Genomic DNA, 21,957 nt, shown 5'->3' on the forward strand with positions numbered 1-21,957 from the left:
GCAAATGTGATCCCAGCCGCGGATCACATCAGCAGTAACGAGGAGGGAGTAATAGGGCTACGAGCTTATGAGCGCATTCACTCTTCTCAGTCGGCTCCGTACGCGCTGGCGATTATTGGAGTGTCGTTTCAGCGGGTTATCTCAGGACGCTTCGATGAAACGGTCGAGCACCCGCACGCCGAACTTCAGGGCGTCGACCGGCACCCGCTCGTCGACGCCGTGGAACATCCCGGCGAAGTCCAGCTCCGGCGGGAGCTTCAGCGGGGCGAAGCCGAAGCAGCGGATGCCGAGGTCGTCGAAGGACTTGGCGTCCGTGCCGGCGGAGAGCATGTACGGGACGGCCCGCGCGATCGGGTCCTCGGCGATCAGGGCGGTCTGCATGGCGTCCACGAGGGCCCCGTCGAAGGTGGTCTCCAGGGCCTTGTCCGCGTGCACGTCCTCGCGCTTCACGTTCGGGCCGAGGATCCGGTCCAGGTCGGCGAGGAACTCCTCCTCGTAACCCGGCAGGTAGCGGGCGTCTACGTGGGCGGTGGCCTGGCCCGGGATGACGTTCACCTTGTAGCCCGCGCCCAGCTGGGTCGGGTTGGCGGTGTTCTGGAGCGAGGCTCCGATGAGCTTGGCGATGCCGCCGAGCTTGGCCAGCGTCGCGTCCATGTTTTCCGGGTCCAGCTCGGTGCCGAGGGCGTCGCCGAGCTCGTCCAGGAAGTGCCGCAGCGTCTTCGTCACGCGCACCGGGAACTTGTGCCGCCCGAGCCGCCCGACCGCCTCCGACAGCTCGGTGATCGCGTTGTCCTTGTGGATCATCGAGCCGTGCCCGGCGGTGCCGTCCACGGTGAGCTTCATCCAGTGCATGCCCTTCTGGGCGGTCTCCACCAGGTACAGCCGCAGGTTCTCGTTAACCGTGAACGAGAAGCCGCCGACCTCGCCGATCGCCTCCGTCACGCCCTCGAAGAGGTCGGGGTGCTTGGTGACGAGGTGCTTGGCGCCGAACTTGCCGCCCGCCTCCTCGTCGGCCAGGAAGGCCAGCACGAGGTCGCGGGGAGGCTTGCGGCCGCTGCGCACCCGCTCGCGTACGACCGCGAGGGTCATCGCGTCCATGTCCTTCATGTCGACCGCGCCACGGCCCCACACACAGCCGTCGGCGATCTCGCCGGAGAACGGGTGGTGGGTCCAGTCCTGGGCGTTCGCCGGTACGACGTCGGTGTGGCCGTGGATGAGCAGGCCGGGCCGCGAGCGGTCCTCGCCCTCGATCCTGACCACCGTGGAGGCGCGGCCCGTGTGCGACTCGAAGATCTGCGGTTCGAGACCCACCTCGGCGAGCTTCTCCGCGACGTACTCGGCGGCCTTGCGCTCACCCGGACCGGAGTGGTCGCCGTAGTTGCTGGTGTCGATGCGGATCAGCTCGCGGCAGAGGTCGACGACCTCGTCCTCACCCTTGATGCCCTTGGCCGTGTCCTGCTCGCTCACGTGCTTCCTCCCACTGTCACTCCTGGTGGTCACCCACGTCCTTCCCTCTCATCCTCTCTCCCCGGTCCTCCCCGCCCAAGGCCGGACCACGCCCGTCACACGCCGTTCACGCCCGCCGGCCGGCGATCCACGAGCGATCCACGGGCGATCGGCCGGTGATCGGGGGCTCTCCAAAGCCTGGTAATGTTTCCTTCGTCGCCGCGAGGGGAACCCCGCGCGACAGACACCTTGTCCGGGTGGCGGAATGGCAGACGCGCTAGCTTGAGGTGCTAGTGCCCTTTATCGGGCGTGGGGGTTCAAGTCCCCCCTCGGACACCAGCTGAGACCCCACTTCGCGTGGGGTCTTCTGCATTCCCGGTCCATGCCACGAGCAACCTCACGACCACCGCGTCAGCCCGTCCGTGCACTGGGCCGGCTCATAGGCCAGGGCCCCTGAGCGTGCGGCACGGATGCTCGCGTTTGCACTCGGCTATCTCTTCCGCCGTGGGCCCCCTCACCTCGTCGCCACACCCGGCGGGCCCTGCGCACTGATCGATGCTTGCGTCGCGAGATGTGCCGGCAGCCGCGGGTGCGTCCATGGTTCTTCCGTCGCGGGCTTCGGGTGTGCGGCAAGGAGACGCGGGCTGGTCGGCCCCGGGGCCGGGCAGGAACAGCTGGTGTTTCAGCGCACCGACCTCGACCCCGGTGATCTGACGCGTGGCCTCGCACAAGGCGTCGCGGAGTCCGCCGCGGTCATTGTCGGGAAGCGGAGCCATCGCCTTGACGCTTTCCTGTATCGCCGTGAGGTCGGGGGTCAGTGCTTTACGGCACGCGTCCGCGATCCGCGTGAGCGACGAATCGGGATCCGCCATTCGGAAAGCGCCGTGCAGCATTGCCGCGATACCGCCCGCGGTGTGGAATCCGGTCATTACCTGCGCGACGCCTGTGGCGAGCGTCAGAAGACCGTCGAACATCGAGCGCGGGGCCGCCAGGCCTGCGAGGTCGAGGTTGGTTTCGGACGGTGTGCCGGCAGCGGGTGGCACAGGCAACCGGTATCGCACGGCGGTAGGCCCGGACGACTCCGGAGCGAGCTGACAGGCCTCCGGGATCAACGCGCTGAGCAGCCTCAGCATGACCAAGAGGTGCCGCTGCTCCGGGCTCAGCGGGACGCGTGGACCAGTTGGACGGGGGTACGTCGCCGTCAGAGCCAGCGCCGCAGCGAGCGCCTCGTTGCGAGCGTGATTCTTCCGACTACCGTCCTCTTCTGTCCCCGTGTCGCTCGGCGGCAACTTCTCTTGCATTCGCCATATCTCGCTCATCAAGTGCCAGATGACCCACCTGCGCCCGTACTCTCGGGGATCCTTGGCGAATAGCAGCTCCATAAGACACCTACCGCCCCTTGCGTGACATCCCGACGACATTCCTTGAATGCAGTGTGAGGCCGTTGCATGCCATTGGCCAGGCCCCTTTGACACGCATCCGGTGAACCCTGTTCCTAGGTGGGTCACGTGTTTTATTTGATGTGCAGCAGCACGGCCCCCGTGGGATGCGGATGCGCCTCGCGCCTCGTCGCCGGTCCGGACGTCGTCCGGATCGAGGTGACGGGCACGCGCCCCGACGAGGGTCGGCGACAGTTCAGCAGCGTGTTTCCGTCCTGTGTGGGGTAGATCTCGTCAAGGTGACATAAGGCCATGTCAGCGAGGTGCGGGGCCGGTCCGAGGGGTCCGTACGGGCCCGTTCGCGTCGCTGTGGCGCGAGGCTGGGGCTAGCGTCGTACTAAAATTCCACGCTTGTTCGGAGCCGAGTGGAATATCCCCAGGCATACCTGCGGGCCCGCCTGCTCCCCCGGTGCATCCGGGTACGACATGTGAGGACCCGATGGCAGCCCTCCAGCATGGCCCCGCGTTCCAGTTGTCCGACGACGAAGTACGGGCCGAGTTCGGCGACCGGGCGCGTTTCTCCGCAGCCTCCGCACCTTCACCGCGCACGCTCGTCGACATCCTCGACGCCTCCGTTCGCGCGTACCCCGACGAGCCCGCCCTCGATGACGGCCGTCAGTCCCTCACCTACCGTGCCCTGGCCGTGGAGGTAGAGGCGTTGCGGCGGCGGTTGGGTGACGCGGGCGTCGGCCTCGGGGACCGTGTCGGCGTGCGTGTGCCGTCCGGCACCAATGAGCTGTACGTCGCCGTTCTCGCTGTTCTCGCCGCCGGGGCCGCCTATGTGCCGGTGGACGCCGAGGACCCCGACGAGCGGGCCGAGCTGGTCTTCGGGGAGGCGGATGTACGGGCCGTGGTGGGAGCCGGGCACGAGCTGACCGTCGAGGGGCGGAGTCAGGTGCCCGCCTCGCGGCCCGGGGTCGGGCACGACGCGTGGATCATCTTCACCTCCGGTTCGACCGGCAGGCCCAAGGGTGTGGCCGTCACACACCGCAGTGCCGCCGCCTTCGTGGACGCCGAGGCCGGTCTCTTCCTCACCGAGGACCCCGTCGGGCCCGGTGACCGGGTCATGGCCGGGCTCTCCGTCGCCTTCGACGCCTCCTGCGAGGAGATGTGGCTGGCATGGCGGTACGGAGCCTGTCTGGTGCCGGTACCGCGCTCCCAGGTGCGCAGCGGCGCCGACCTCGGGCCCTGGCTCGTCGAGCAGGAGATCACCGTCGTCTCCACCGTGCCCACGCTGGCCGCCCTGTGGGAGCCGGAGGCCCTCAACGAGGTACGGCTGCTGATCTTCGGCGGTGAGGCCTGCCCGCCCGAGCTGGTGCAGCGCCTGGTCACCGAGGGGCGTGAGGTGTGGAACACCTACGGGCCCACCGAGGCCACCGTCGTCGCCTGTGCCTCGCTCATGACCGGCGAGGAGCCGATCAGGATCGGGCTGCCGCTGGACGGCTGGGAGCTGGCCGTCGTCGACGAGGCGGGAAACCCCGTGCCCATGGGTGGCAGTGGGCAGCTCGTGATCGGGGGCGTGGGGCTCGCCCGTTATCTCGATCCCGAGAAGGACGCCGAAAAGTACGCCCCGCTCGAATCGCTCGGCTGGGAGCGCGCGTACCGCAGCGGTGACCTGGTCAAGGCGGAGCCGGAGGGGCTGATCTTCCTCGGGCGGGCCGATGAGCAGATCAAGCTCGGCGGGCGCCGGATCGAGCTGGGCGAGGTGGACACCGCGCTCCAGGGGCTGCCCGGCGTCGCGGGCGCCGCCGCCGCCGTACGGACCGCGCGCGGCGGGAACCAGCTCCTCGTCGGTTATGTCGTGCTCCAGGACGAGGTGCAGGAGCGTCTCCGGGAAGACGGAAGCCAGGACAGTGGCTGGGATCATGCGGCGGCCGTCACGCGGCTGCGCGCCGAGTTGCCCGCCGCCCTCGTCCCGCTGATCGCGCTCGTGCCCGAGCTGCCGACCCGTACGTCCGGCAAGGTCGACCGGGACGCGCTGCCCTGGCCGCTGGAGAACCTGGAGACCGGCGGACCCACCGAGCAGCTCTACGGGACCGAGGCGTGGCTCGCCGAGCAGTGGAGCGAGGTGCTGGGCATCCCGGTGGGTTCCGCCCGGGAGGACTTCTTCGCGATCGGCGGCGGGAGTCTCGCCGCCGCCCTGCTCACCACACGGCTGCGCACCCGCTACCCGAGCGCCGCCGTGCTCGACATCTACCAGCAGCCGGTCCTGCGGAAGCTGGCCCGGCATCTGGAGAAGTCCGCGCAGGGTGATGGTGCCGAGCGGCTGATCGCGCCGGTGCCGCTCCGGGCCAAGGTCGTGCAGCTGCTGGTGCTCATCCCGCTGTTCGCGCTGCTCGGACTGCGCTGGACCGTGGCGCTGACCGCGCTCGGCAACGCGCTGCACTGGTTCGGGGCGTACCCGTGGGCGCCGACCGCCTCCTGGTGGCTCGTCGGACCGCTGGCCGCCTTGCTCTTCAGCCCGCCCGGACGGCTCGCGATCGGGGCCGGCGGCGCACGGCTGCTGCTGAGGAACGTGACGCCGGGGCGGTATCCGCGCGGCGGGAGTGTGCACCTGCGGCTGTGGACGGCCGAGCGGCTCACCGAGTTCAGCGGGGCGACCTCACTGACCGGGTCCTGGCTGGAGCGGTACGCGCGGGCGCTGGGCGGCAAGGTCGGGCCCGACGTCGATCTGCACTCGCTGCCGCCCGTGACCGGTCTGCTGAAGCTCGGTCGTGGTGCCGCCGTGGAGTCCGAGGTCGATCTGTCGGGGCACTGGCTGGACGGCGACCGGTTGGAGATCGGCACGGTCAAGGTCGGCGCGCACGCCGTGGTCGGCACCCGCAGCATCCTCTTCCCCGGCGCCCGCGTCGGCAAGCGGGCCGAGGTGGCCCCCGGTTCCGCCGTCGTCGGGCACGTCCCGACCGGTCAGCGGTGGGCCGGCGCGCCCGCGGCCAAGCTCGGCAAGGCCAAGCGGGACTGGCCCAAGGAGCGCCCCCGCAAGGGCACGTACTGGCGGGTGATGTACGGGGCGGCCGGGTTCGCGCTGACGATGCTGCCGGTGGTCGCCGGGCTTGCCGCGCTGCTCGTGGTGGGCGCCTTCGTCGCGCCGGACGCCGGGCTCGTCGACGCGCTGCGGGGCGCCGCCGTGGCGCTGGTGCCGGCGACGCTCGCCTTCGGTCTCGCGTTCGCGCTGCTCCTGCTGATCGCCGTACGGCTGCTCAGCCTCGGGCTGCGGCCCGGTACGCATCCGACGCACAGCAGGATCGGCTGGCAGGCCTGGACGGGCACCCAGCTGATGGACCGCTCCCGGGAGACGCTGTTCCCGCTGTACGCGGGACTCGTCACGCCGGTGTGGCTGCGGCTGCTCGGGATGCGGATCGGGCGGGGCGCCGAGGTGTCGACGGTCCTCGCGCTGCCCAGCCTGACGACGGTCGGCGAGGGCGCGTTCCTGGCCGACGACACGCTGACCGCGCCGTACGAACTCGGCGGTGGCTGGATGCGGATCGGACGCGCCGAGATCGGGCGCCGGGCCTTCCTCGGGAACTCCGGGATGACCGGACCCGGCCGCTCGGTGCCGGACGGCGGTCTGGTCGGGGTGCTGTCCGCGACGCCGAAGAAGGCCAAGAAGGGCAGTTCCTACCTGGGGCTGCCGCCGGTCAGACTGCCCCGCTCCACGCGGGGCGGCGACCAGAGTCTGACGTACGACCCGCCCGTGCGGCTGCTGTGGGCGCGCGGGCTCGTCGAGCTGTGCCGGATGGTGCCCGTCTTCTGCTCGGCGGCGCTCGCCGTGCTGACGGTGGCGGCGCTGAGCGCGCTGGGGGCGTGGGCCTGGGCGCTCGCCGGGCTGGTGCTGCTGGGTGCCGGGGCCGCGGCGGGGCTGCTGTCCGTGGTCGCGAAGTGGCTGCTCGTGGGGCGTCACCGCGCCGGTGAGCACCCGCTGTGGAGCGGTTTCGTGTGGCGCAACGAGCTGGCCGACACCTTCGTCGAGGTCGTCGCCGTGCCGTGGTTGGCCGGGTCGGTGCCGGGTACTCCCGTCATGAACCTGTGGCTCCGCGGCCTCGGCGCCCATATCGGCAGGGGTGTGTGGGTGGAGAGCTACTGGCTGCCCGAGACGGACCTGGTGACGCTGGAGGACGCGGCGACGGTCAACCGCGGCTGTGTCCTGCAGACCCACCTCTTCCACGACCGGATCTTGAGGACGGATACTGTGGTCCTCCGTGAGGGCGCCACCCTGGGTCCGGGCGGAATCGTTCTGCCCGGCAGCACCGTCGGGGCGCGCAGCACACTGGGACCCGCGTCCCTCGTCATGGCGGCGGAATCCGTTCCTGACGACACCCGCTGGCTGGGCAATCCGATCGAGGCGTGGCGTTCCTAGGCGTGGCGTTCCCGGACGACGTGTTCCCGCGTCGCGTTCCTGGACGCGGCTCGTACGGCGCCCGGGAGGCGATGTCGGCATGCCGTACGAGCACAGCGCAGGGAGCAGATACTTCAGTGGTTCAGCAGACAGCGGGAGCGGATCCGTACTTCCCGGCGAACGGTGATCCCCGTTACCGGGTGCACCGGTACGAACTCGCCCTGGACTACCGTCCGGGACCCAACCGGCTGTCCGGCACCGCGCGCCTGAACGCCATAGCGGGCCGGTCGCCGCTCGCCGAGTTCCAGCTGAACCTCGCCGACTTCCGGATCGGACGGGTCCGGGTCGACGGGCGGGCCCAGCACTACACCCACCGGGGCGGCCGGCTGCGGATCCGCCCGGGTAAGGCGATCCGCGCCGGGGCCGCGTTCACCGTGGAGATCCACTGGTCGGGCAATCCCAAGCCGGTCCGCAGTCCGTGGGGCGGGATCGGCTGGGAGGAACTGGAGGACGGGGCGCTGGTGGCGAGCCAGCCGGTGGGGGCGCCGTCCTGGTACCCGTGCAACGACCGGCCCGCCGACAAGGCCTCGTACCAGATCGCCGTGACCACGCCGTCGGCGTACTCGGTGGTGGCGGGCGGGCGGCTGCTGACGCGTACGCCCAAGGCGTCCACGACCACGTGGGTGTACGAGCAGGCGGCGCCGACGTCCAGTTATCTGGTCGGGCTCTCCATCGGCAAGTACCAGACCGTGCTGCTCGGTGACCCGGGGCTCGGCGGGGTGCCGCAGTCGGGGCACATTCCGGCGCGGCTGCTCACCGAGTTCTCGCGGGACTTCGCGCGGCAGCCCGCGATGATGACGCTCTTCGAGGAGCTGTTCGGGCCTTATCCGTTCGGTGAGTACGCGGTCGTGGTCACCGAGGAGGAGCTCGATGTGCCCGTGGAGGCGCAGGGGCTCTCGCTGTTCGGAGCGAACCATGTGGACGGGGGGCGGGGGTCCGAGCGGCTGGTCGCGCACGAGTTGGCGCACCAGTGGTTCGGGAACAGTGTGAGCATCGCCGACTGGCGGCACATCTGGCTGAACGAGGGGTTCGCGAAGTACGCGGAGTGGTTGTGGTCCGAGCGGTCGGGTGGGCGTAGCGCGCAGGCCCTGGCCGGGATCGCGCATCGGGGGCTGGCCGGGAAGCCGCAGGATCTTCGGCTGGCCGATCCTGGGCGGAAGCTGATGTTCGACGACCGGCTCTATGAGCGGGGCGGGTTGGTGTTGCACGCCGTGCGGTGTGCGTTGGGGGATGAAGCGTTCTTCCGGATGTTGCGGGGGTGGGTTTCCGTGCATCGGGGTGGGGCTGTTACTACTGCCGCGTTTGTTGCGCATGTGGCTCGGTATGCGGCTGAGCCGTTGGATGAGCTGTTTGCCGCGTGGGTCTTCGAGGGGGCGTTGCCGGTGTTGCCCTCGCCGGGGGTGGCCATTCCTGAACGGCCCTCTTATCCGCCGAGCGGGGGGTAGCGGGGGCGGGATGGTGCGGGTCCGTTGTGGCTGGTCGCGCAGTTCCCCGCGCCCCTAGGAGGTGGGGGTGACGGTATTTGTGACGTGCGGGAGCGTCGTGGCTTGTCGCGCCGTTCCCCGCGCCCCTGAAAGGCGGGGGTGGCGGTATTTGTGACCTGCGGGAGCGTCGTGGCTTGTCGCGCCGTTCCCCGCGCCCCTGAAAGGCGGGGGTGGCGGTATTTGTGACCTGCGGGAGCGTCGTGGCTTGTTGCGGCGTTCCCCGCGCCCCTGAGGGGCGGGGGGTGGGCGGTGATTTGAGCTGCGGGAGCTTTGTGGTTGCGCGCGCCGTTTCTCGCGCCCCTTGTGGGGGCTAGCGGGGGACCTTTAGGGTGTCCCAGGTTTTCTTGCCTGGGATGCCGTCCGCGTCCTTGCCCTTGAAGCCTTGTTTCTGTTGCCAGGCCGCGTAGGACTTGCGGTCCGCTTCCGTCCAGTCGGGGCTCGGGCCGGATTCGTAGCGGCCGCAGCCCTCGGCCACCAGGCGGCGGCCCATCGCTGTGATGACGGCGGACTTCTGGCCTATGTGGAAGAAGGCGCTGCCCGGGAAGGGGACGTACGACGGTTTCGGGGGCGTCGTGGGGGGCTTGGGAGTGGTGGGTTTGCCCTTCAGGCGGGCCGCTATGCGGGTGCGCATGCTGTCCATCGTGAAGCCGCGCGGGTCGATCTTGCCGGGCTGCCACTCCTTGTGGCCGATCACGGACCGCTCGCTCCAGCCGTGGGCGCGGCAGATCGCGGCCGAGACCTTCTCGATGGCCTCCTTCTGGACCTCGGGCCACGGGTCCTTGCCGTTGCCGAGGTTGATGCACTCGAAGCCGTAGAAGTGACGGTTGCCGTCGGTGTCCGCCTCGTTGTCGGGCGGGAGACCGGTCTCGTTGACGACGGCTCTCAGGACGTCTCCGTCGCCCAGGCCCGCGTGGTTGGCGCGGCCGTTGCCGACCAGGTGGACATGGCCCTTCTTGTCGATGACCCCGTGACACAGGGGGCCGGGCAGGCTCGCATAGCCGTCGTAGCAGATGCGGACCGAGGCGGCGATGCCGGAGGTGACGGTGTGGTGGATCATCACACCGTTCATGGGGCCCCAGGCGCCCTTGCTGTTGCGGTTGTGGCTGCGCCAGTTGCGGATCTCGTGGACCGTCAGGCCCTCCGCGCGCAGGATCTCCAAGAGTTTGGACGCGGTCAGTGGCGTGGCCATGGGTTACTTGTCTCCTTGCGCGTCGGCGTCGGCGTCTGCGGCGTTCTCCGCCTCCGCGGTGGTCTGTGACCTGCCCCCCGACGGGTCGGCGGCCTCTGCCCGCTGTTCCTCCTCGCGGGCCCTGGTCTCCGCCGCGAGCGTCGCCTCGTCCGCCGCCGGGATGTCGGTGGCGAGAGGTGCGAAGGCGAGGCGCAGGTCCACCGCGCCCGCCTCGCCCTTGACCAGGGCCAGCGGCGCGAAGTGGCGGGCTATGCCGGTCGGGGGCTGGAGCAGGGGCCTGCGGGAGCCGTCGACCGGCCATTCGACGCCGCCGGTCGCGGTGCGGGCCGGCACGGTCCAGTGGTCGCCGGTGCGGTAGGCGCCGCCCTTGGCGAAGTACACCTCGATACCGTCCTCCAAGGGCAGCCACTCCCCCTCCGTGACAGGAACCGCGCCGCCCCGCGGGGTGGTCGTGCGGCCCTTGCGGCGCGGCCCCTCGTGGTGGTCCCAGCGGCGCAGGAACGGGTTCAGGTGCGGCAGCCGGCCGACGCCCGGCTCCGGCTCCGCCGACAGGCGTACGCGGCGGCCGGGGAGGTCCAGCTCCTCGACCCTCAGCAGGGGCAGGGGTTCGAGGCGGGAGGCGTACGCGGTGTCCGTGAACTCCACGCGGTCGCCCACGTCCAGGTCCAGCTTGTCGTCGTGGCCGAGGGACGCCAACTCCACCCAGGTGCCGTCCAGTTCGTCCACCGGGAAGACCACGGAACCGTTCTCGCGCGACCACTTGAACGACGCGTCCTTCGCCTCGCCGCCCGCGTGGATCTCGACTCGGTACAGCTGGTTCTCCGGGCCCCGGTAGCGCGCGTCCGGCTTGACCAGGCAGGGATCCTCGTCCGCGTGTCCGGGGCGCTCGGCGCGGGCCGCGAGGCGGGCCGAGGAGAGGGCCTGCCTGCCCGCCCAGCGGGTGAAGGCCTCGCGGACCGTCTCCCTCGACGGGTCGGGGGCCTCGATCTGCAGGTCGGCCAGCGCCAGGGGCAGGACCTGCCAGACGACCTTGGCGCGGGCGGCGGTGTCCGGCATCGCCGCGCCGAGCGCGACCTCGCGCAGCGTCGGGTCCTCGGCCGCGGTGACCGCGCGCTCCCAGACCTGCAGGTAGGCGACGAAGGGCGCCCGGGCGGGCGAGGGGAGCCGGTCGCCGGGCTTCTCCGGATCGCGGAAGCCGTCCGGCTGGTCCCAGTAGGTCCAGTGCGGGGCCGGCTGCGCGGTGTCCTGCCCGCCGGTGTCCGCGCTGTCCGCGCCGGCCGTGCCGTCCTCCGCGTCCTCGTCCGGTACCGGGACTCCGGCGGCCGGGCGGTCCGCGTCGCACAGGATGCCGTCGACGTAGTAGCGGCCACCGTGGATGTGGAGGGTGTCGATGTCGTGCTTGCCGCCGACGTACTCGATCCGGAAGCCGGCCGCGTCGCGCGGTCCGCCGTGCGGGCCGATGAGGTCGGTGGTGAGCGCGCGGGCCTGGTGGAGCTGGATCGCGGTCTGTTCGTTGGCGTCGGCGTCGAGCTGGACGCGGCCCTGCTGGACTATGACCGCCGAGTAGTGCCGCTCCGGGCGGAAGGTGGAGCGGGAGAGGTCTGCGTGCATGAAGGGGGTCCCCCTGGTCGGAAAGTACGGTTCACAAAGTCGTGGGGCGAAGAAGGGTGGGGCGGAGAGGGGTGGGGCGGGGCGCCGCGGTCGGGTCTACGTCACGAAGAAGATCCCGGCGTCCGTTCCCGCGGGCGTGTACTCCGCGAGCCGCGCCCGCAGGTTGTCCTCGCGCTGGGGCCGGTACAGGTCGTGGAAGGCGCCGATTTCGGCCCCGTCCTCCGCGCCGCGCCGGATCTCCTCCGCGACCCGGTCGGCCAACAGCCCGTACCAGGGCGTCCCGTAGCGCGTGGACGTGAACCGCGGGCGTACCCGGGAGGCCCGGCCGGGGCCCGCCAGGTCCGGCTGGCAGCGGTACCTGCGGGGCGTACGGGAGCCGGTGGGGACGTACGAGAAGCGCAGGCAGCCGATGCCGCGGCGGGCCACGTGGAGGCGGCCGGTGAAGAGCGAGTTCTCGGCGATGCGGACCGCGTGGGTGTGGATCTCGCCGATCACGGTCGTGCGGTGCAGGTGCAGGACGGCGTGGGCGTGCCGGCAGTCGGGGGCGGAGAGGGCCTCGCGGTCGTCGGCCGTGGCGTCCAGGACGCTGTCACGCAGGTGGATGTCGAGGGGCTCCTCGGAGACCTCGTCGCCGATGACCTCGATGGTGCCGAGGATGCTGTGCTCGATCTGGAGGCACGCGGTGGTGCGTTCCAGGACGATGCTCGGCTCCTCCGGCGAGTGGGGGTCGCACTCGGGCTCCAGGGACCAGCCGGGCACGAGGGTGCAGTGGCGTACGACGACGGCGCCCATCGGGCCGGTGACGTTGATGCCGCGGCCGGTGACGAGCAGCCCGTCGAGCACGATCCGGGGCCGCTCGCCGGGCGCGCAGTCGTCGGAGACGGCACGGATGTTCAGGGCGTCGGGGCGGTTGCTGTACCAGTCGAGCAGCCGGATCACCGGGCGGGTGCCGTCGGCGGCGCGCAGTTCCAGCCGGTCGCCCGGGTCGAGGTCGAAGTCCAGCTGCTCCTGGTAGGCGCCGCTGTGGGTGATCTCGATGATGCCCTCGGGGCCGCAGCGGCCCGCCCGGCGGTCGTGCTGCCAGGCCCGGTAGGCGTCCATGATCTGCCGGTGGGTCTGGCCGGGGCCGACCCGGAACACGGTGGCGTCCGGGCGGGGCTCGCGGTCGCGTACGTACTCGCCGCCGCCCAGGTCGGCGCCGGACGCGTGGTGGTAGTCGACCCAGACGCCCTTGCGGGGCGCGGTCCGTGCGCCGAAGGCGATCCGGCCGAGCTCCGGGTCGACCGCGACCTGGCCGCGCTTGGGGCGGTAGCGCCAGTCCGACAGGTCGGCGACCACGAGGTCGGCAGGCGGCACGGGCCGGTCCTCGCCGTCGCGCCGGATGACGAAGCTCTTGCCGGGGCCGTAGTGGTCGGCGAGGCGGTCGTGGAGGCGACGGCGGCGGATGAACGCCGGGACGTTGTCGATCTCCGCGATGTGGTGGGGCGAGGGCTCGGGGACCGGCTTGGTGACGAGCGGGGTGTCGTTGCCGAGGATGGAGAAGGTGTAGAGGTTGCGGGCCCGGTCGACGCAGTACGCGGGTGACGACGTCAGCGAGTGCGCCTTCAGCCGCCAGACGAACAGTCCGACGCCCGCCGGGGTCCAACCCCCTTGCCGGTGGCGGGAGTCGGCCCTGCGTACGTCGGCCGAGCGGGCCACCTCGCCGAAGGGGCCGCCCGCCAGGTCGAGCGCGGAGCCGTCCCTGAGGTCGGCGAGCCGTCCGCGGGCGCCGCGCCCCGCCGCATCGGTTCCGGCCTCGTACAGCTTCACGGGCTGCTGGTGGGAGAGGTGGCGGGAGAGTTCGACGGCGCGTGCGGGCCAGCCGGCCACGTTCTCGGAGAGTTCTTCGAGGAGGTGGAGGGTGCCCTTCCGCCGGCGGCCGGCGACCGTGGCGGCGACGTCGGCGCGGGGTGCGACGGCCTCGGTGAGCGCGGCCGAACTCCCGCCGCGCAGACCGGTGGTGAGGACTCTCTCGTACCCGGGCAGTGTGCGGTAGCCGACCAGGTCGCCGAGGTAGGGCAGCACCCAGGGGGCCGCCGTCTCGACGAACAGGTCCTCGTAGCCCTGCTCGACCCCTTCGCGTACGAGGTCGAGCTGTTCGGCCATGACGGCGAGCAGGGCGCGCAGGGGTTCGCCCTCCTGGGCGTCGCGCAGCCGGTGCCACTGGGGAAGCAGCTCGGCGAGTCCGTCCGGTTCCCTGGACATCAGTTGACCTCCGTCAGAATCAGGGTGTCCGCGGCCCTCGGCGACAGCAGGGCGAGCTGGGCGGGGCGGATACCGCGGAAGACGTACACCGAGCGGCCCTTCGCCAGGCGGCGGGTGTCGGTGATGTCGGGGTTGAGGCGCAGGAGTTCGGCGAGCGGGACGCCGTACCGGGCGCAGATCTCCGACAGCGTCTCGCCGTCCTTTCTTCGGACGGTGTGGGTCCTCTCGTCGTACGTGGCTCCGCGCGCCGGGACCGTCGCCTTCGGCAGGCCGGGGTTCGCGAGCAGCTTTGTCAGCTCCCCGGCGGTGGTGGAGGCGGGTACGCCGGTGAAGACGTCGACGTCCACGTAGTCGACACCGGGCACCCGGTGGGCCGTGGCCAGGATGTCGGAGAGACGGGCGGGCTGCCCCAACTCGCGCCCTTCGAAGCCCAGTTCGCGCAGGAGTGCTTGGCGCAGGCGGGGTTCGACGAGTTGCCAGGAGTGGTCGGGTGACACCTTCACCTTCGCGGACACGAGGAGGGCGACGAGTTCGCGGGCGTCCACGCGGACCGGGAGGTTCGGGTCGCCGTACTCGGTGAGCGCGGCGCGCAGGGACCGCAGGAGGGGCGAGTCGCCGCCGTCGCCGGCTCCCGTCCCGGCTCCGGCTCCCCCGATCGGTACGTCGTCCGTGCCGGCGACGGTCACGTGCAGCACGCGCCGCCGGCCGTCGAAGAGTTCGCGCGCGGCGGCCCGGCCGATGCCGGCCCGGGAGCGGGCGAAGTCCTCGTAGTCGGCCTCCGACACCAGCCGGTCGAGGGCCGAGACGGCGAGCGGGATCGTGCGGCGCGTCAGGGCGGGCCCGTCGGCGTCCGCTCCGCCGGTGGCCGGGCGCGGGTTGGTGACCGCGGAGACGCCCAGGGGCCGGGTGAGGGCCTGGGTGACGCGGCCCGCGGGAACGTTGGCGGCCCGGCCCGTGCCGAAGCGGTAGCGGGCGTGGATGTTCTCGTGGCCGCCGGGCAGGCGGGCGCCGTGGACGCCGTCGCCGAAGGTCACGGTGGTCCGGCCGTCGGCGGTGCTGCCGGTGATGTAGACGCGGTCGCGCGGGCCCCGTCCGGCGAGGCTGTCGACCTCGTGCCAGAGCACGCCGTCGGCCCTGATCTCCAGGACGGGGGTGGCGCCGAGCGGGTTGTCGTCGGCGAGCCAGGTGAGGGGCGACTGCCAGAGCGCGAACGTCTGGCTGGCCCGGTCCGGGTCGCCGCTGCCGATCGCCTCGTCGCGGGACTCACCGTGTGTCGCCTCGACCACGTTGCCGAGGATCCGCACGCCGGCACGGCGGTAGCGGTACGCGAGGTCCGCGGTGAGCGTCAGCTCGGTGTGGACGTGGTCGCCCGGGAGCCGCGGATCGATCGCGGACTCGGCGGCGGCGACGGTGACGACCTCGGTGGCCCGTACGGCGGTGGCGCCGGGCAGGTCGCTGCGCTCTCCTTCGACGATCAGGGTGCGGCCGGGCCGCAACCCGTCGTACAGCTCGGCGAGTTCGATCTCGTTGCCGTGCACGTCCTCGCCGAGCGGTTCGTCGGCGAGGCGCAGCGGTTCGCCCGCCGCGTGCACGGTGGTGTCGCGGATGTGCGAGAGCAGGACGTCGAACTCGTCCAGCCACGGGTCGGCCAGGACGAGTTCGGTGCCCCGGCCGGTGATGCCGTAGTTGGTGTACGCGGCCGTCCGCGCCGACACGACCTTCGTGGTGACGTACGCGAGGGCGGGATCTCCCGGAATGCCTCCCTCGGCCCCCTTGGCGGGGCGCTGGATCGCCACCCAGCTGCCGACCGTGATGCCGTCGCGCACCGAGTCCAGCTGGAGCAGACGGCGGTTGGCGGGCGCGGGTTTCGAGGCGATGACCACCTCGACGTTCGGGGCGGCGCTGCCCAGGGTGTACGTGAGGCTCACCTCGTACTCGCCGTGGGTGAACTGCTCCGGGACGCCGGGCCGGAGGGTGACCTGTTCGGTGGTGCCGTTGTGGACGCCCACCCGGACCAGGCCGTCCTCGTCGGGGCGCGACACGAACAGGGTGCGTTCGGGCAGGCCCGCACGGAACACGGCGGTGACGCCCGGCTCCTGGGAGTCGGTGGGCCGCCCGGTGGGCGGGTTCGGGTCGCGGTCCTGACCCGCGTGGGTGGACAGGTCCACCTCGCCCGTGCCGAGCCGGAAGGTGACCGGCACGGGGACGGGGAGGTTCTCCGCGCGCTGGTCGGAGCTGCTGCCCTCGACGTACTGGAACTCCGCCCGCACCGGGACCTTGCCCGCCGTGTCGAACACGACGCGCATGCTGACCAGGCCGGCGCCGGTGAGGGGCCAGTCCGCGGTGCGGATGACCCGGCCGCGGTCGTCCTGGACGGGTTTGAGCGGGGCCGTCGCGCCGAAGGGGGCGGTGGTCACGCGCAGGGCGAGCAGTTCCCGCAGGAGCGGTGGGGTGCCGGGGGCGGCGGCCGTGCGCCAGGCCGGATAGAGGCCGCTCAGGCCCGGGTCGAGGACCGAGAGCAGGCGGGCCGTGTCCGCGCCGGGGCGGCGGGTGCGGGTCGCTCGCGTGGTGGGCGCCGGTGCCTTGCCGCGGAGCGCGGGCAGGACGGCACCGAGGGCCTGGAAGGCGGCCTCGTGACGGCCGGTCGCCGACGCCGGCGCGCTCCGCGCCACTGCTGCCGCCGAGCCCGCCCCCTCCTCCGGAGGGACCGGCTGGGAGGGGGCCAACTCCAGCGCTCGCTCCGCCAGTTCGGCCAGTACGGCCTCCAGCTGTTCGAACCAGGCCGACACGTCCTCGTACGGTGTCGCGAGGACCTGGGCCTCGCCGAGGCGCGCGACGGGCTCGGCGAGGCGGGCCGCGAGGCTCTCGGGTGTGCCGATGCCGTCCAGGTCCGCGCGCAGCGGGGCGAGGACCTGGTCGTCGAGGTCGTCGATCAGGCGGCTGACCGGGCGCGGGTTGGGCACCTCGGGTGTGGGCGGTTCGTCGCCGGGCTCGCCGGGGGCCTGGGGCTCGGTGATCCAGCGCCGTACCTCGTCGACGAGTTCCCGGAAGGTGGGCGGGGCCGACCGGGGCAGCCCGATCGCGGTGATCTCGTCGTCCCGGTCGACGCGGACGCTCGCCACGGGCAGCAGCAGCCGCCGGGCACCCGCCTGTTCGCCGAAGACGAAGAGCAACTGGTCGCCCACGGCGAGGGAGTTGGCCGTGCCCTCGACGAACAGCGCGGACCGGCGCTCCAGGTCCTCGGGGGTGACGAGGGAGGGGCGGCGGCGCCGGACCTTCAGCTCGTTCCAGTCCCAGCGGGCCGTCAGGTCACGGCTCGTCTCGAAGGTCTGCGACTCCTCGTCGGCGGACGCTGGCACGCTGTGGCTGCGCGCGCCCCGCGGGATGACCACGGGCAGGGTCTCGGCGCGCGGATCCCGTTCGAGGCTGTACGCCAGATGGGTGGCGGCTGCGACGCCCGGACGCGGCCGGTGGCCGACCAGCCGGCCCAGCAGCACCAGGGAGCGGTGCTCGTCGGCCGTGCGTAGGTAGGCCTCGTCGGCGATCCGCTCGGAGTGGAAGGTGAGCAGGTCGCCCAGGACGGCGGTGGCGTCGAGCAGGCCGATCGCCGGGTCGTCCGGGGTGCGGACCGTCAGCCCTCGCAGCGCCGGGTACGCGGGTGAGGCGAGCCGGTCGAGCAGGGCGGCCAGGAAGGAGCCGTGGTCGCCCACGCGGTGGTCGAGGGCGGTGCGGCCGGGGGGATTGTGGAGCGGGGCGGGGGCGAGGCGCTCGTCGTGGCCACCACAGGCGCCGTCACCGGAACCACAGCCGCACCCGGTGCCGCCACCGGGCCCGTGTCCGTCGCCGCACGCTCCGCCGCAGGTGCAGTCGTCGCTCATCGGGCACCTCCGAGGGATATCGTCAGCCGGCCGTTCTCCGGTCGGTCGGGGTCGTTGTCACAGGTGGCGATCTCCAGCGGGCCGAGCCGCAGCACGCCGTCCTCCCTCTCTCCTCGGTCCTCGTGGAACTGCCTTCGCAGCCGGGTGACGTGGGCGCTCTCCACACCCGGCACCGCGGCCGCGACGGCGACCAGGCGGCTGAGCCGGACCGGTTCGCCGAAGGTGAGCGCGTCCGGGTGGAAGAAGCCGAGCCGCCCGCCGGGGAGGCGGCCCCGGCCCAGTACGCGGTACAGCTCGGCCAGGATCTGACCGTGCTGGTGGCCGGGGGTGGCGCAGACCCGCAGCGCGATGTCGAGCGGCACGGGCCGGGCGGCGCCGACGACGAGGTCGTGGCCGATGCGGCGGTACGCCTCCAGGGCCTGGGTCACCTCGGCGAGCAGGCCCGCGGAGGGTTCCCCGGTGCCGTACGCGTCCACGGCGATGTGGGCCTCCTGGCCGCTGCCGGTCCAGCGGAGCGCGGCGGCGGCCCGCTGGACGCCGGGCAGGGCGGCGGCGAGGGCCGCGTAGTCGTCCGCGGTGACGGCGCGCAGCCTGGTGCGGCGCAGGTCGAGCGGGGCCGACTGGCGTACCTGCTCGACCGGTTCGGGTTCCGTGCCTCCGGCGGCGGGCAGCGGGTTGCGTACGCCGGCCACGGGCGGTCGTTCGCAGTCGGCGGTGAGCACGAGGTGGTTGATGGCCTCCGCGCCCACGTTGCCCGCGGTGCCGCCGCCGAGCCGGTAGCGGAGTTCGAGGCGGGTGCCGGGGGTCGGCCTCGCGGCGTGCCGGCCGTCGCCGAAGCGGAGGGCGAGGCGTCCGTCGTCGCGCAGTTCGCCTACGAAGTGGCGGTCGCGCGGGGTGCTGTCGAGGAGGTCGCGGCGCGGCTCCCAGGTCGTGTCACCGTGACGGCTGTTGTGACCGTCACCGTGACGGCTGTTGTGGCCCTCGTGGCCGTCATGACCGCCGTGGCCTTGGTGGCCGCCGTGGCCTTGGTGCAGCTCGTGCAGTCGGACGGCGGGCAGGGCCTGGCGTGGGTCGTGCCGGAGTGCCGCCGAGGCGGGGCCCCGCAGGACCTGTTCGCCCGGGTGCAGTCCGTCCGCGTACGCGGGTCCCCAACTGTGGGCGATCTCCCAGGCGATGTGTCCGTCGAGGACAGTGCCCGCGCGGGCCCGTGCCGCGAGCACCTCGACGCGCTGAAGCTTGGCATGGAGCAACCGGTCGCTGCGGAAGAGGAGTTCGCGCAGGGCTCGGACCGGGTGGCGGCGCAGTTCGAGCCGCTCCAGGACCTTCAGGCCGTAGAGCACGGTGAGTTCGGCGATCTCCTGTTCGCCGAGCCCGTCGCGGTCACGGGCGCTGCGCCACAGTTCGGTGAGCCGCTGCTCCACGCGCCCCGGGATGGCGGCGATCCGCTCGGCCTGGCCGGTGGCGACGGCCCTGGGGTCGGGGAAGGGCACGGCCTGGGTCACGGGTGCGTGGCCGAGCACGGGCCGGAAGCGGGGTGCGATGCCCGGGTACACGGACTGGGCGAGCAGGGTCCGCAGCGCTGCGGCCTGGGCGTACGCCGTGCCCGGCACGACCCGCCCCTCGCTCCGGGTCCCGTTGCGGCCGGGGCGCCGTCCGGTCAGTTCCAGGCCGAGTCCGGCGCGTACGGTCGCGTCCTCGCCCATGACGGCGAACAGCTCGTGGAGGTCGTCGGGGGTCAGCGGATCACCGCACTCCGCCTTGTCCGTCAGGGAGTTGATGAGCCGAGCGGGGGCGTTGCGCTCGTCGCTTTCGGGGCAGCCGAAGGGCGGTGCGCCGCAGGAGCCGACGACGGCGGGACCGGGCGGTACGGTCACCGTCTCCGTCACGGTCACCGTCTCCGTCACGGTCTCCGCCTCCGTCTCCGTCTCCGTCTCCGGGAGGCTTTCGCCGCGCGGGTTCAGTGAGCGGCCGTGGTCGACGAGGACGACGTTGCCGCGGGCGACCGTCACGTCCTCCACCGGCGCGCAGCCGCGTCCGCCGCGCGTGGTGAGGCACAGCGGGAAGCGCAGCGCGTCCTGGGCGGCCCAGGTGACCTCCAGGACCGGCTGGTCCTCGATCCGGTCGACGGCGGGGGTGACGGAGGTCAGCCGGACCACCTGCCGGTGGGCGGGGTCGGCGTCGCCGGGAGTACCGGTGCGCGCCCCCTTCACCTCCTCAAGGGCCAGCAAGTCACCCGCACGCAGAGCGAGTTGACGTCCCTCGCAGGTCTCCGAGTCGCGCCACTCGTCGCGCAGGGTCACGGCCGTCGCACCCCTGGGCAGGGAGCGCACCTCGCCGCCCCAGGTCCACAGCCGGATCGCGTTGTGGGCGGACCGCAGCTCCAGCGGGTCGGCGGCCACGACCGGTTCGAAGACCTCCACGGACCCGCGCTCGTCGAGGTCGGCGAGGTCTCCGTCACCGATGACCGTGCCGGGCGCCGGACGGTCGTGCGGGTCGAGGGAGCGGACGTCGACGGAGGCGAAGCGGTACGTGCCCGGGGGCAGCGTGTGGTCGCCCTCGCTCTCCACGGTGACGTAGGCGCGCGCGTTGCAGCCGTCGTGCATCGCGTAGTCGATGAGCCGCACATGCCGGCGGACCGAGACCCGGCGGCGCGCGGTGTCGAGGTACGCCTCCGTGGCGACGGCGTCCTGCTGATAGCTGATCTGGTCACCGGTGTACGCGAGCATCTCGACGAGCGTCGTGCCCAGGTCGGCGGGGTTGCGCTCGATCCAGTCGGGGGTGGTGAGGGCGAGCCGGTCGAGGAGCAGCTTGCGGATGGTGTCGTAGTCGCGGGCGGTGTAGTCGACGACGGGCGCTTCGGGAAACGTCTGGACCGCGGAGGCCTCGTGCACGTTTTCGAACTCGCGGTCGTGCCCGTGCTCATGCCCGCGCTCATGCCCGAGCTCATGCCCGTGCTTGCAGTCGAAGGGGGTCGGGCAGTCGGGCCGGAAGACGAAGGAGGCGCTGTGGTAGCGCTGATCGAAGCCGCGGTACGGCTCGGTCCCGGGACGCCCGTACGGGTCGGTCTCCACCAGGGAGAGCCGGTAGCGGGAGGAGTCTCCGGCCCGGTCGAGGGTGACGTACAGCCGGTCGTCGAGTTCGGGGTCCTCCTCGCGCTCGACGCCGATGTCGACGACGGTGATGCCGGTGAGGCCGTCGACGCGCCGGCCGCCCTCGATGCGTACGTTCTCGGCGCACAGGCCGTGCGGGGCCTTGCCGAGGAAGGTGACGGTGAGGGTGAGCCCGTCGTCGCTCACCTCCACCGCGTCGACTCCGTTGAGCTGGGCGGCTCTCGCCTTCGCCCGCCGGGAGGCGGTCGCGGGCGGGGTCGGGGTCGGGGTCGTGTCTGAGGCCGGGGCCGTCATGCCGCGGCCCTCCCTTCGAAGACGTCGTCGCGGCGCGTCCCGGTGGAGCGCACGGCGTAGGAGAGGTGGACCCGGATCGTGTCGTCCTCGCCCACCACGTCCAGGGCCTCGATCTCGACGAGGTCGCCGAGCCAGCGCTGCAGGGAGGCCTGCACGGACAGTTCGAGAGTGCTGGTGAGTTCGGGACTGTTGGGCGCGAACACCAGGTCGAGCAGTCCGCAGCCGAAGTCGGGGCGCATCACCCGTTCGCCGGGGCTGGTGAACAGCACCTGTTCGATCAGGTCGCGTACGTGCTCGTCGTGGCGCGCGTGCGCGGTGCGGCCCCGGCGGTCGGCCCTGAAGGGGAACGCGATGTCGGTACGGGGGCGGGTGCGTGGGCTCATCGGACGGTCACCTTTCGCCGGTCGGCCTGGACGACGGGCGGCCCCTGCGGCACGAACGCGGCCGTGCAGCACTCGGCCGCGGAGATGTCGAGCAGGACGGGCGAGCCGCCGGCCGTCACCCCGGTGCTCCCGGCCGTCCAACGGACGGAGACACACGGCTCGGGCACCCCGTCGACGGTGTGCGGGCAGCCGGTGACGACGTACGCGTGTGCGGCCGTGGCGACGGGATGCCCGTCCATCAGCACGGTGGAGTCGGATGTGGTGGCGGTGGTGGCGCGCCCGCCGTGCGGGCAGCTGATCACGGCGCCTGCGCCGAGCAGGCCCCCGGACGCCCCTGTCGCTCTGGACACTTGATGGTTCCCCCGTCTTCCAGTCACTGTCGTTTCCCCACCGCTGTCGCTGTCGCCATCGCTGCCGCCTCGTCCTCGGCCATGGCTGTCGCTGTATCTGTATCTGTATCTGTATCTGTCGCTATCGCTGTCG

12 protein-coding genes and 1 tRNA gene are annotated in these 21,957 nt (G+C 72.2%); 4 read left to right on the top strand and 9 right to left on the bottom strand.

Annotated elements, in window-relative coordinates:
- Nucleotides 1-141 precede the first annotated feature (141 nt).
- Entirely contained in the window at nt 142-1,467 is a 1,326-nt protein-coding gene (locus ACH4DZ_RS22525) for a M20/M25/M40 family metallo-hydrolase (protein ID WP_398289037.1), read from the bottom strand.
- A gap of 230 nt (nt 1,468-1,697) precedes the next feature.
- On the opposite strand from ACH4DZ_RS22525, the gene ACH4DZ_RS22530 reads away from it, so the two are divergent.
- A tRNA-Leu gene (locus ACH4DZ_RS22530) sits at nt 1,698-1,785 on the top strand.
- Between the two features lie 98 nt (nt 1,786-1,883).
- Here ACH4DZ_RS22530 and ACH4DZ_RS22535 read toward each other — a convergent pair.
- Complete coding sequence (locus ACH4DZ_RS22535) at nt 1,884-2,579, bottom strand: hypothetical protein (protein WP_398289038.1); 696 nt, start codon at nt 2,577-2,579, stop codon at nt 1,884-1,886.
- A 295-nt stretch (nt 2,580-2,874) separates the two neighbouring features.
- Between ACH4DZ_RS22535 and ACH4DZ_RS22540 the strand changes: the two genes are divergently transcribed.
- The 3 genes from ACH4DZ_RS22540 (at nt 2,875) to ACH4DZ_RS22550 (ending at nt 8,726) form a co-directional block, all read left to right on the top strand.
- Nucleotides 2,875-2,967: a CxxxxCH/CxxCH domain-containing protein gene (locus ACH4DZ_RS22540; protein ID WP_398289039.1), complete on the top strand. Its 93-nt coding sequence runs from the start codon at nt 2,875-2,877 to the stop codon at nt 2,965-2,967.
- A 357-nt stretch (nt 2,968-3,324) separates the two neighbouring features.
- Nucleotides 3,325-7,242, top strand: a complete 3,918-nt coding sequence (locus ACH4DZ_RS22545) for a Pls/PosA family non-ribosomal peptide synthetase (protein ID WP_398289040.1) — start codon at nt 3,325-3,327, stop codon at nt 7,240-7,242.
- Nucleotides 7,243-7,313: 71 nt separating this feature from the next.
- Nucleotides 7,314-8,726, top strand: coding sequence for a M1 family metallopeptidase (locus ACH4DZ_RS22550; RefSeq protein ID WP_398289226.1), 1,413 nt, complete (start codon nt 7,314-7,316; stop codon nt 8,724-8,726).
- A gap of 349 nt (nt 8,727-9,075) precedes the next feature.
- Here the strand turns inward: ACH4DZ_RS22550 and ACH4DZ_RS22555 are convergent, their stop codons facing one another.
- The 7 genes from ACH4DZ_RS22555 to ACH4DZ_RS22585 all read right to left on the bottom strand — a co-directional run bounded on the left by ACH4DZ_RS22555 (nt 9,076) and on the right by ACH4DZ_RS22585 (nt 21,824).
- Complete coding sequence (locus ACH4DZ_RS22555; protein ID WP_398289041.1) at nt 9,076-9,954, bottom strand: peptidoglycan-binding protein; 879 nt, start codon at nt 9,952-9,954, stop codon at nt 9,076-9,078.
- A gap of 3 nt (nt 9,955-9,957) precedes the next feature.
- The gene (locus ACH4DZ_RS22560; protein WP_398289042.1) at nt 9,958-11,565 is read right to left on the bottom strand and encodes a DUF6519 domain-containing protein; all 1,608 of its coding nucleotides are present in this window, start codon (nt 11,563-11,565) and stop codon (nt 9,958-9,960) included.
- Nucleotides 11,566-11,661: 96 nt separating this feature from the next.
- Nucleotides 11,662-13,809 (bottom strand): hypothetical protein, encoded by a 2,148-nt coding sequence (locus ACH4DZ_RS22565; RefSeq protein WP_398289043.1) that lies wholly within the window; start codon nt 13,807-13,809, stop codon nt 11,662-11,664.
- Entirely contained in the window at nt 13,809-17,687 is a 3,879-nt protein-coding gene (locus ACH4DZ_RS22570) for a putative baseplate assembly protein (protein WP_398289044.1), read from the bottom strand. The genes ACH4DZ_RS22565 and ACH4DZ_RS22570 overlap by 1 nt, the downstream gene beginning before the upstream one ends.
- On the bottom strand, nt 17,684-21,091 hold the full coding sequence (locus ACH4DZ_RS22575; protein ID WP_398289045.1) for a putative baseplate assembly protein: 3,408 nt from the start codon (nt 21,089-21,091) through the stop codon (nt 17,684-17,686). The genes ACH4DZ_RS22570 and ACH4DZ_RS22575 overlap by 4 nt, the downstream gene beginning before the upstream one ends.
- Complete coding sequence (locus ACH4DZ_RS22580) at nt 21,088-21,474, bottom strand: GPW/gp25 family protein (protein ID WP_398289046.1); 387 nt, start codon at nt 21,472-21,474, stop codon at nt 21,088-21,090. The genes ACH4DZ_RS22575 and ACH4DZ_RS22580 overlap by 4 nt, the downstream gene beginning before the upstream one ends.
- Nucleotides 21,471-21,824 (bottom strand): hypothetical protein, encoded by a 354-nt coding sequence (locus tag ACH4DZ_RS22585; protein WP_398289047.1) that lies wholly within the window; start codon nt 21,822-21,824, stop codon nt 21,471-21,473. Before ACH4DZ_RS22585 ends, ACH4DZ_RS22580 begins: the two co-directional genes overlap by 4 nt.
- Nucleotides 21,825-21,957 lie beyond the last annotated feature (133 nt).

Source organism: Streptomyces sp. NPDC017991 (genome assembly GCF_044328075.1).
Taxonomy (GTDB): Bacteria; Actinomycetota; Actinomycetes; order Streptomycetales; family Streptomycetaceae; genus Streptomyces.

Coding starts and splice junctions, on each gene's coding strand:
- ACH4DZ_RS22535 (WP_398289038.1), bottom strand. CDS start 2,579: ATGCTGAGGCTGCTCAGCGCGTTGATCCCGGAGGCCTGTCAGCTCGCT.
- ACH4DZ_RS22540 (WP_398289039.1), top strand. CDS start 2,875: ATGCAGTGTGAGGCCGTTGCATGCCATTGGCCAGGCCCCTTTGACACG.
- ACH4DZ_RS22545 (WP_398289040.1), top strand. CDS start 3,325: ATGGCAGCCCTCCAGCATGGCCCCGCGTTCCAGTTGTCCGACGACGAA.
- ACH4DZ_RS22550 (WP_398289226.1), top strand. CDS start 7,314: ATGTCGGCATGCCGTACGAGCACAGCGCAGGGAGCAGATACTTCAGTG.
- ACH4DZ_RS22555 (WP_398289041.1), bottom strand. CDS start 9,954: ATGGCCACGCCACTGACCGCGTCCAAACTCTTGGAGATCCTGCGCGCG.
- ACH4DZ_RS22560 (WP_398289042.1), bottom strand. CDS start 11,565: ATGCACGCAGACCTCTCCCGCTCCACCTTCCGCCCGGAGCGGCACTAC.
- ACH4DZ_RS22565 (WP_398289043.1), bottom strand. CDS start 13,809: ATGTCCAGGGAACCGGACGGACTCGCCGAGCTGCTTCCCCAGTGGCAC.
- ACH4DZ_RS22570 (WP_398289044.1), bottom strand. CDS start 17,687: ATGAGCGACGACTGCACCTGCGGCGGAGCGTGCGGCGACGGACACGGG.
- ACH4DZ_RS22575 (WP_398289045.1), bottom strand. CDS start 21,091: ATGACGGCCCCGGCCTCAGACACGACCCCGACCCCGACCCCGCCCGCG.
- ACH4DZ_RS22580 (WP_398289046.1), bottom strand. CDS start 21,474: ATGAGCCCACGCACCCGCCCCCGTACCGACATCGCGTTCCCCTTCAGG.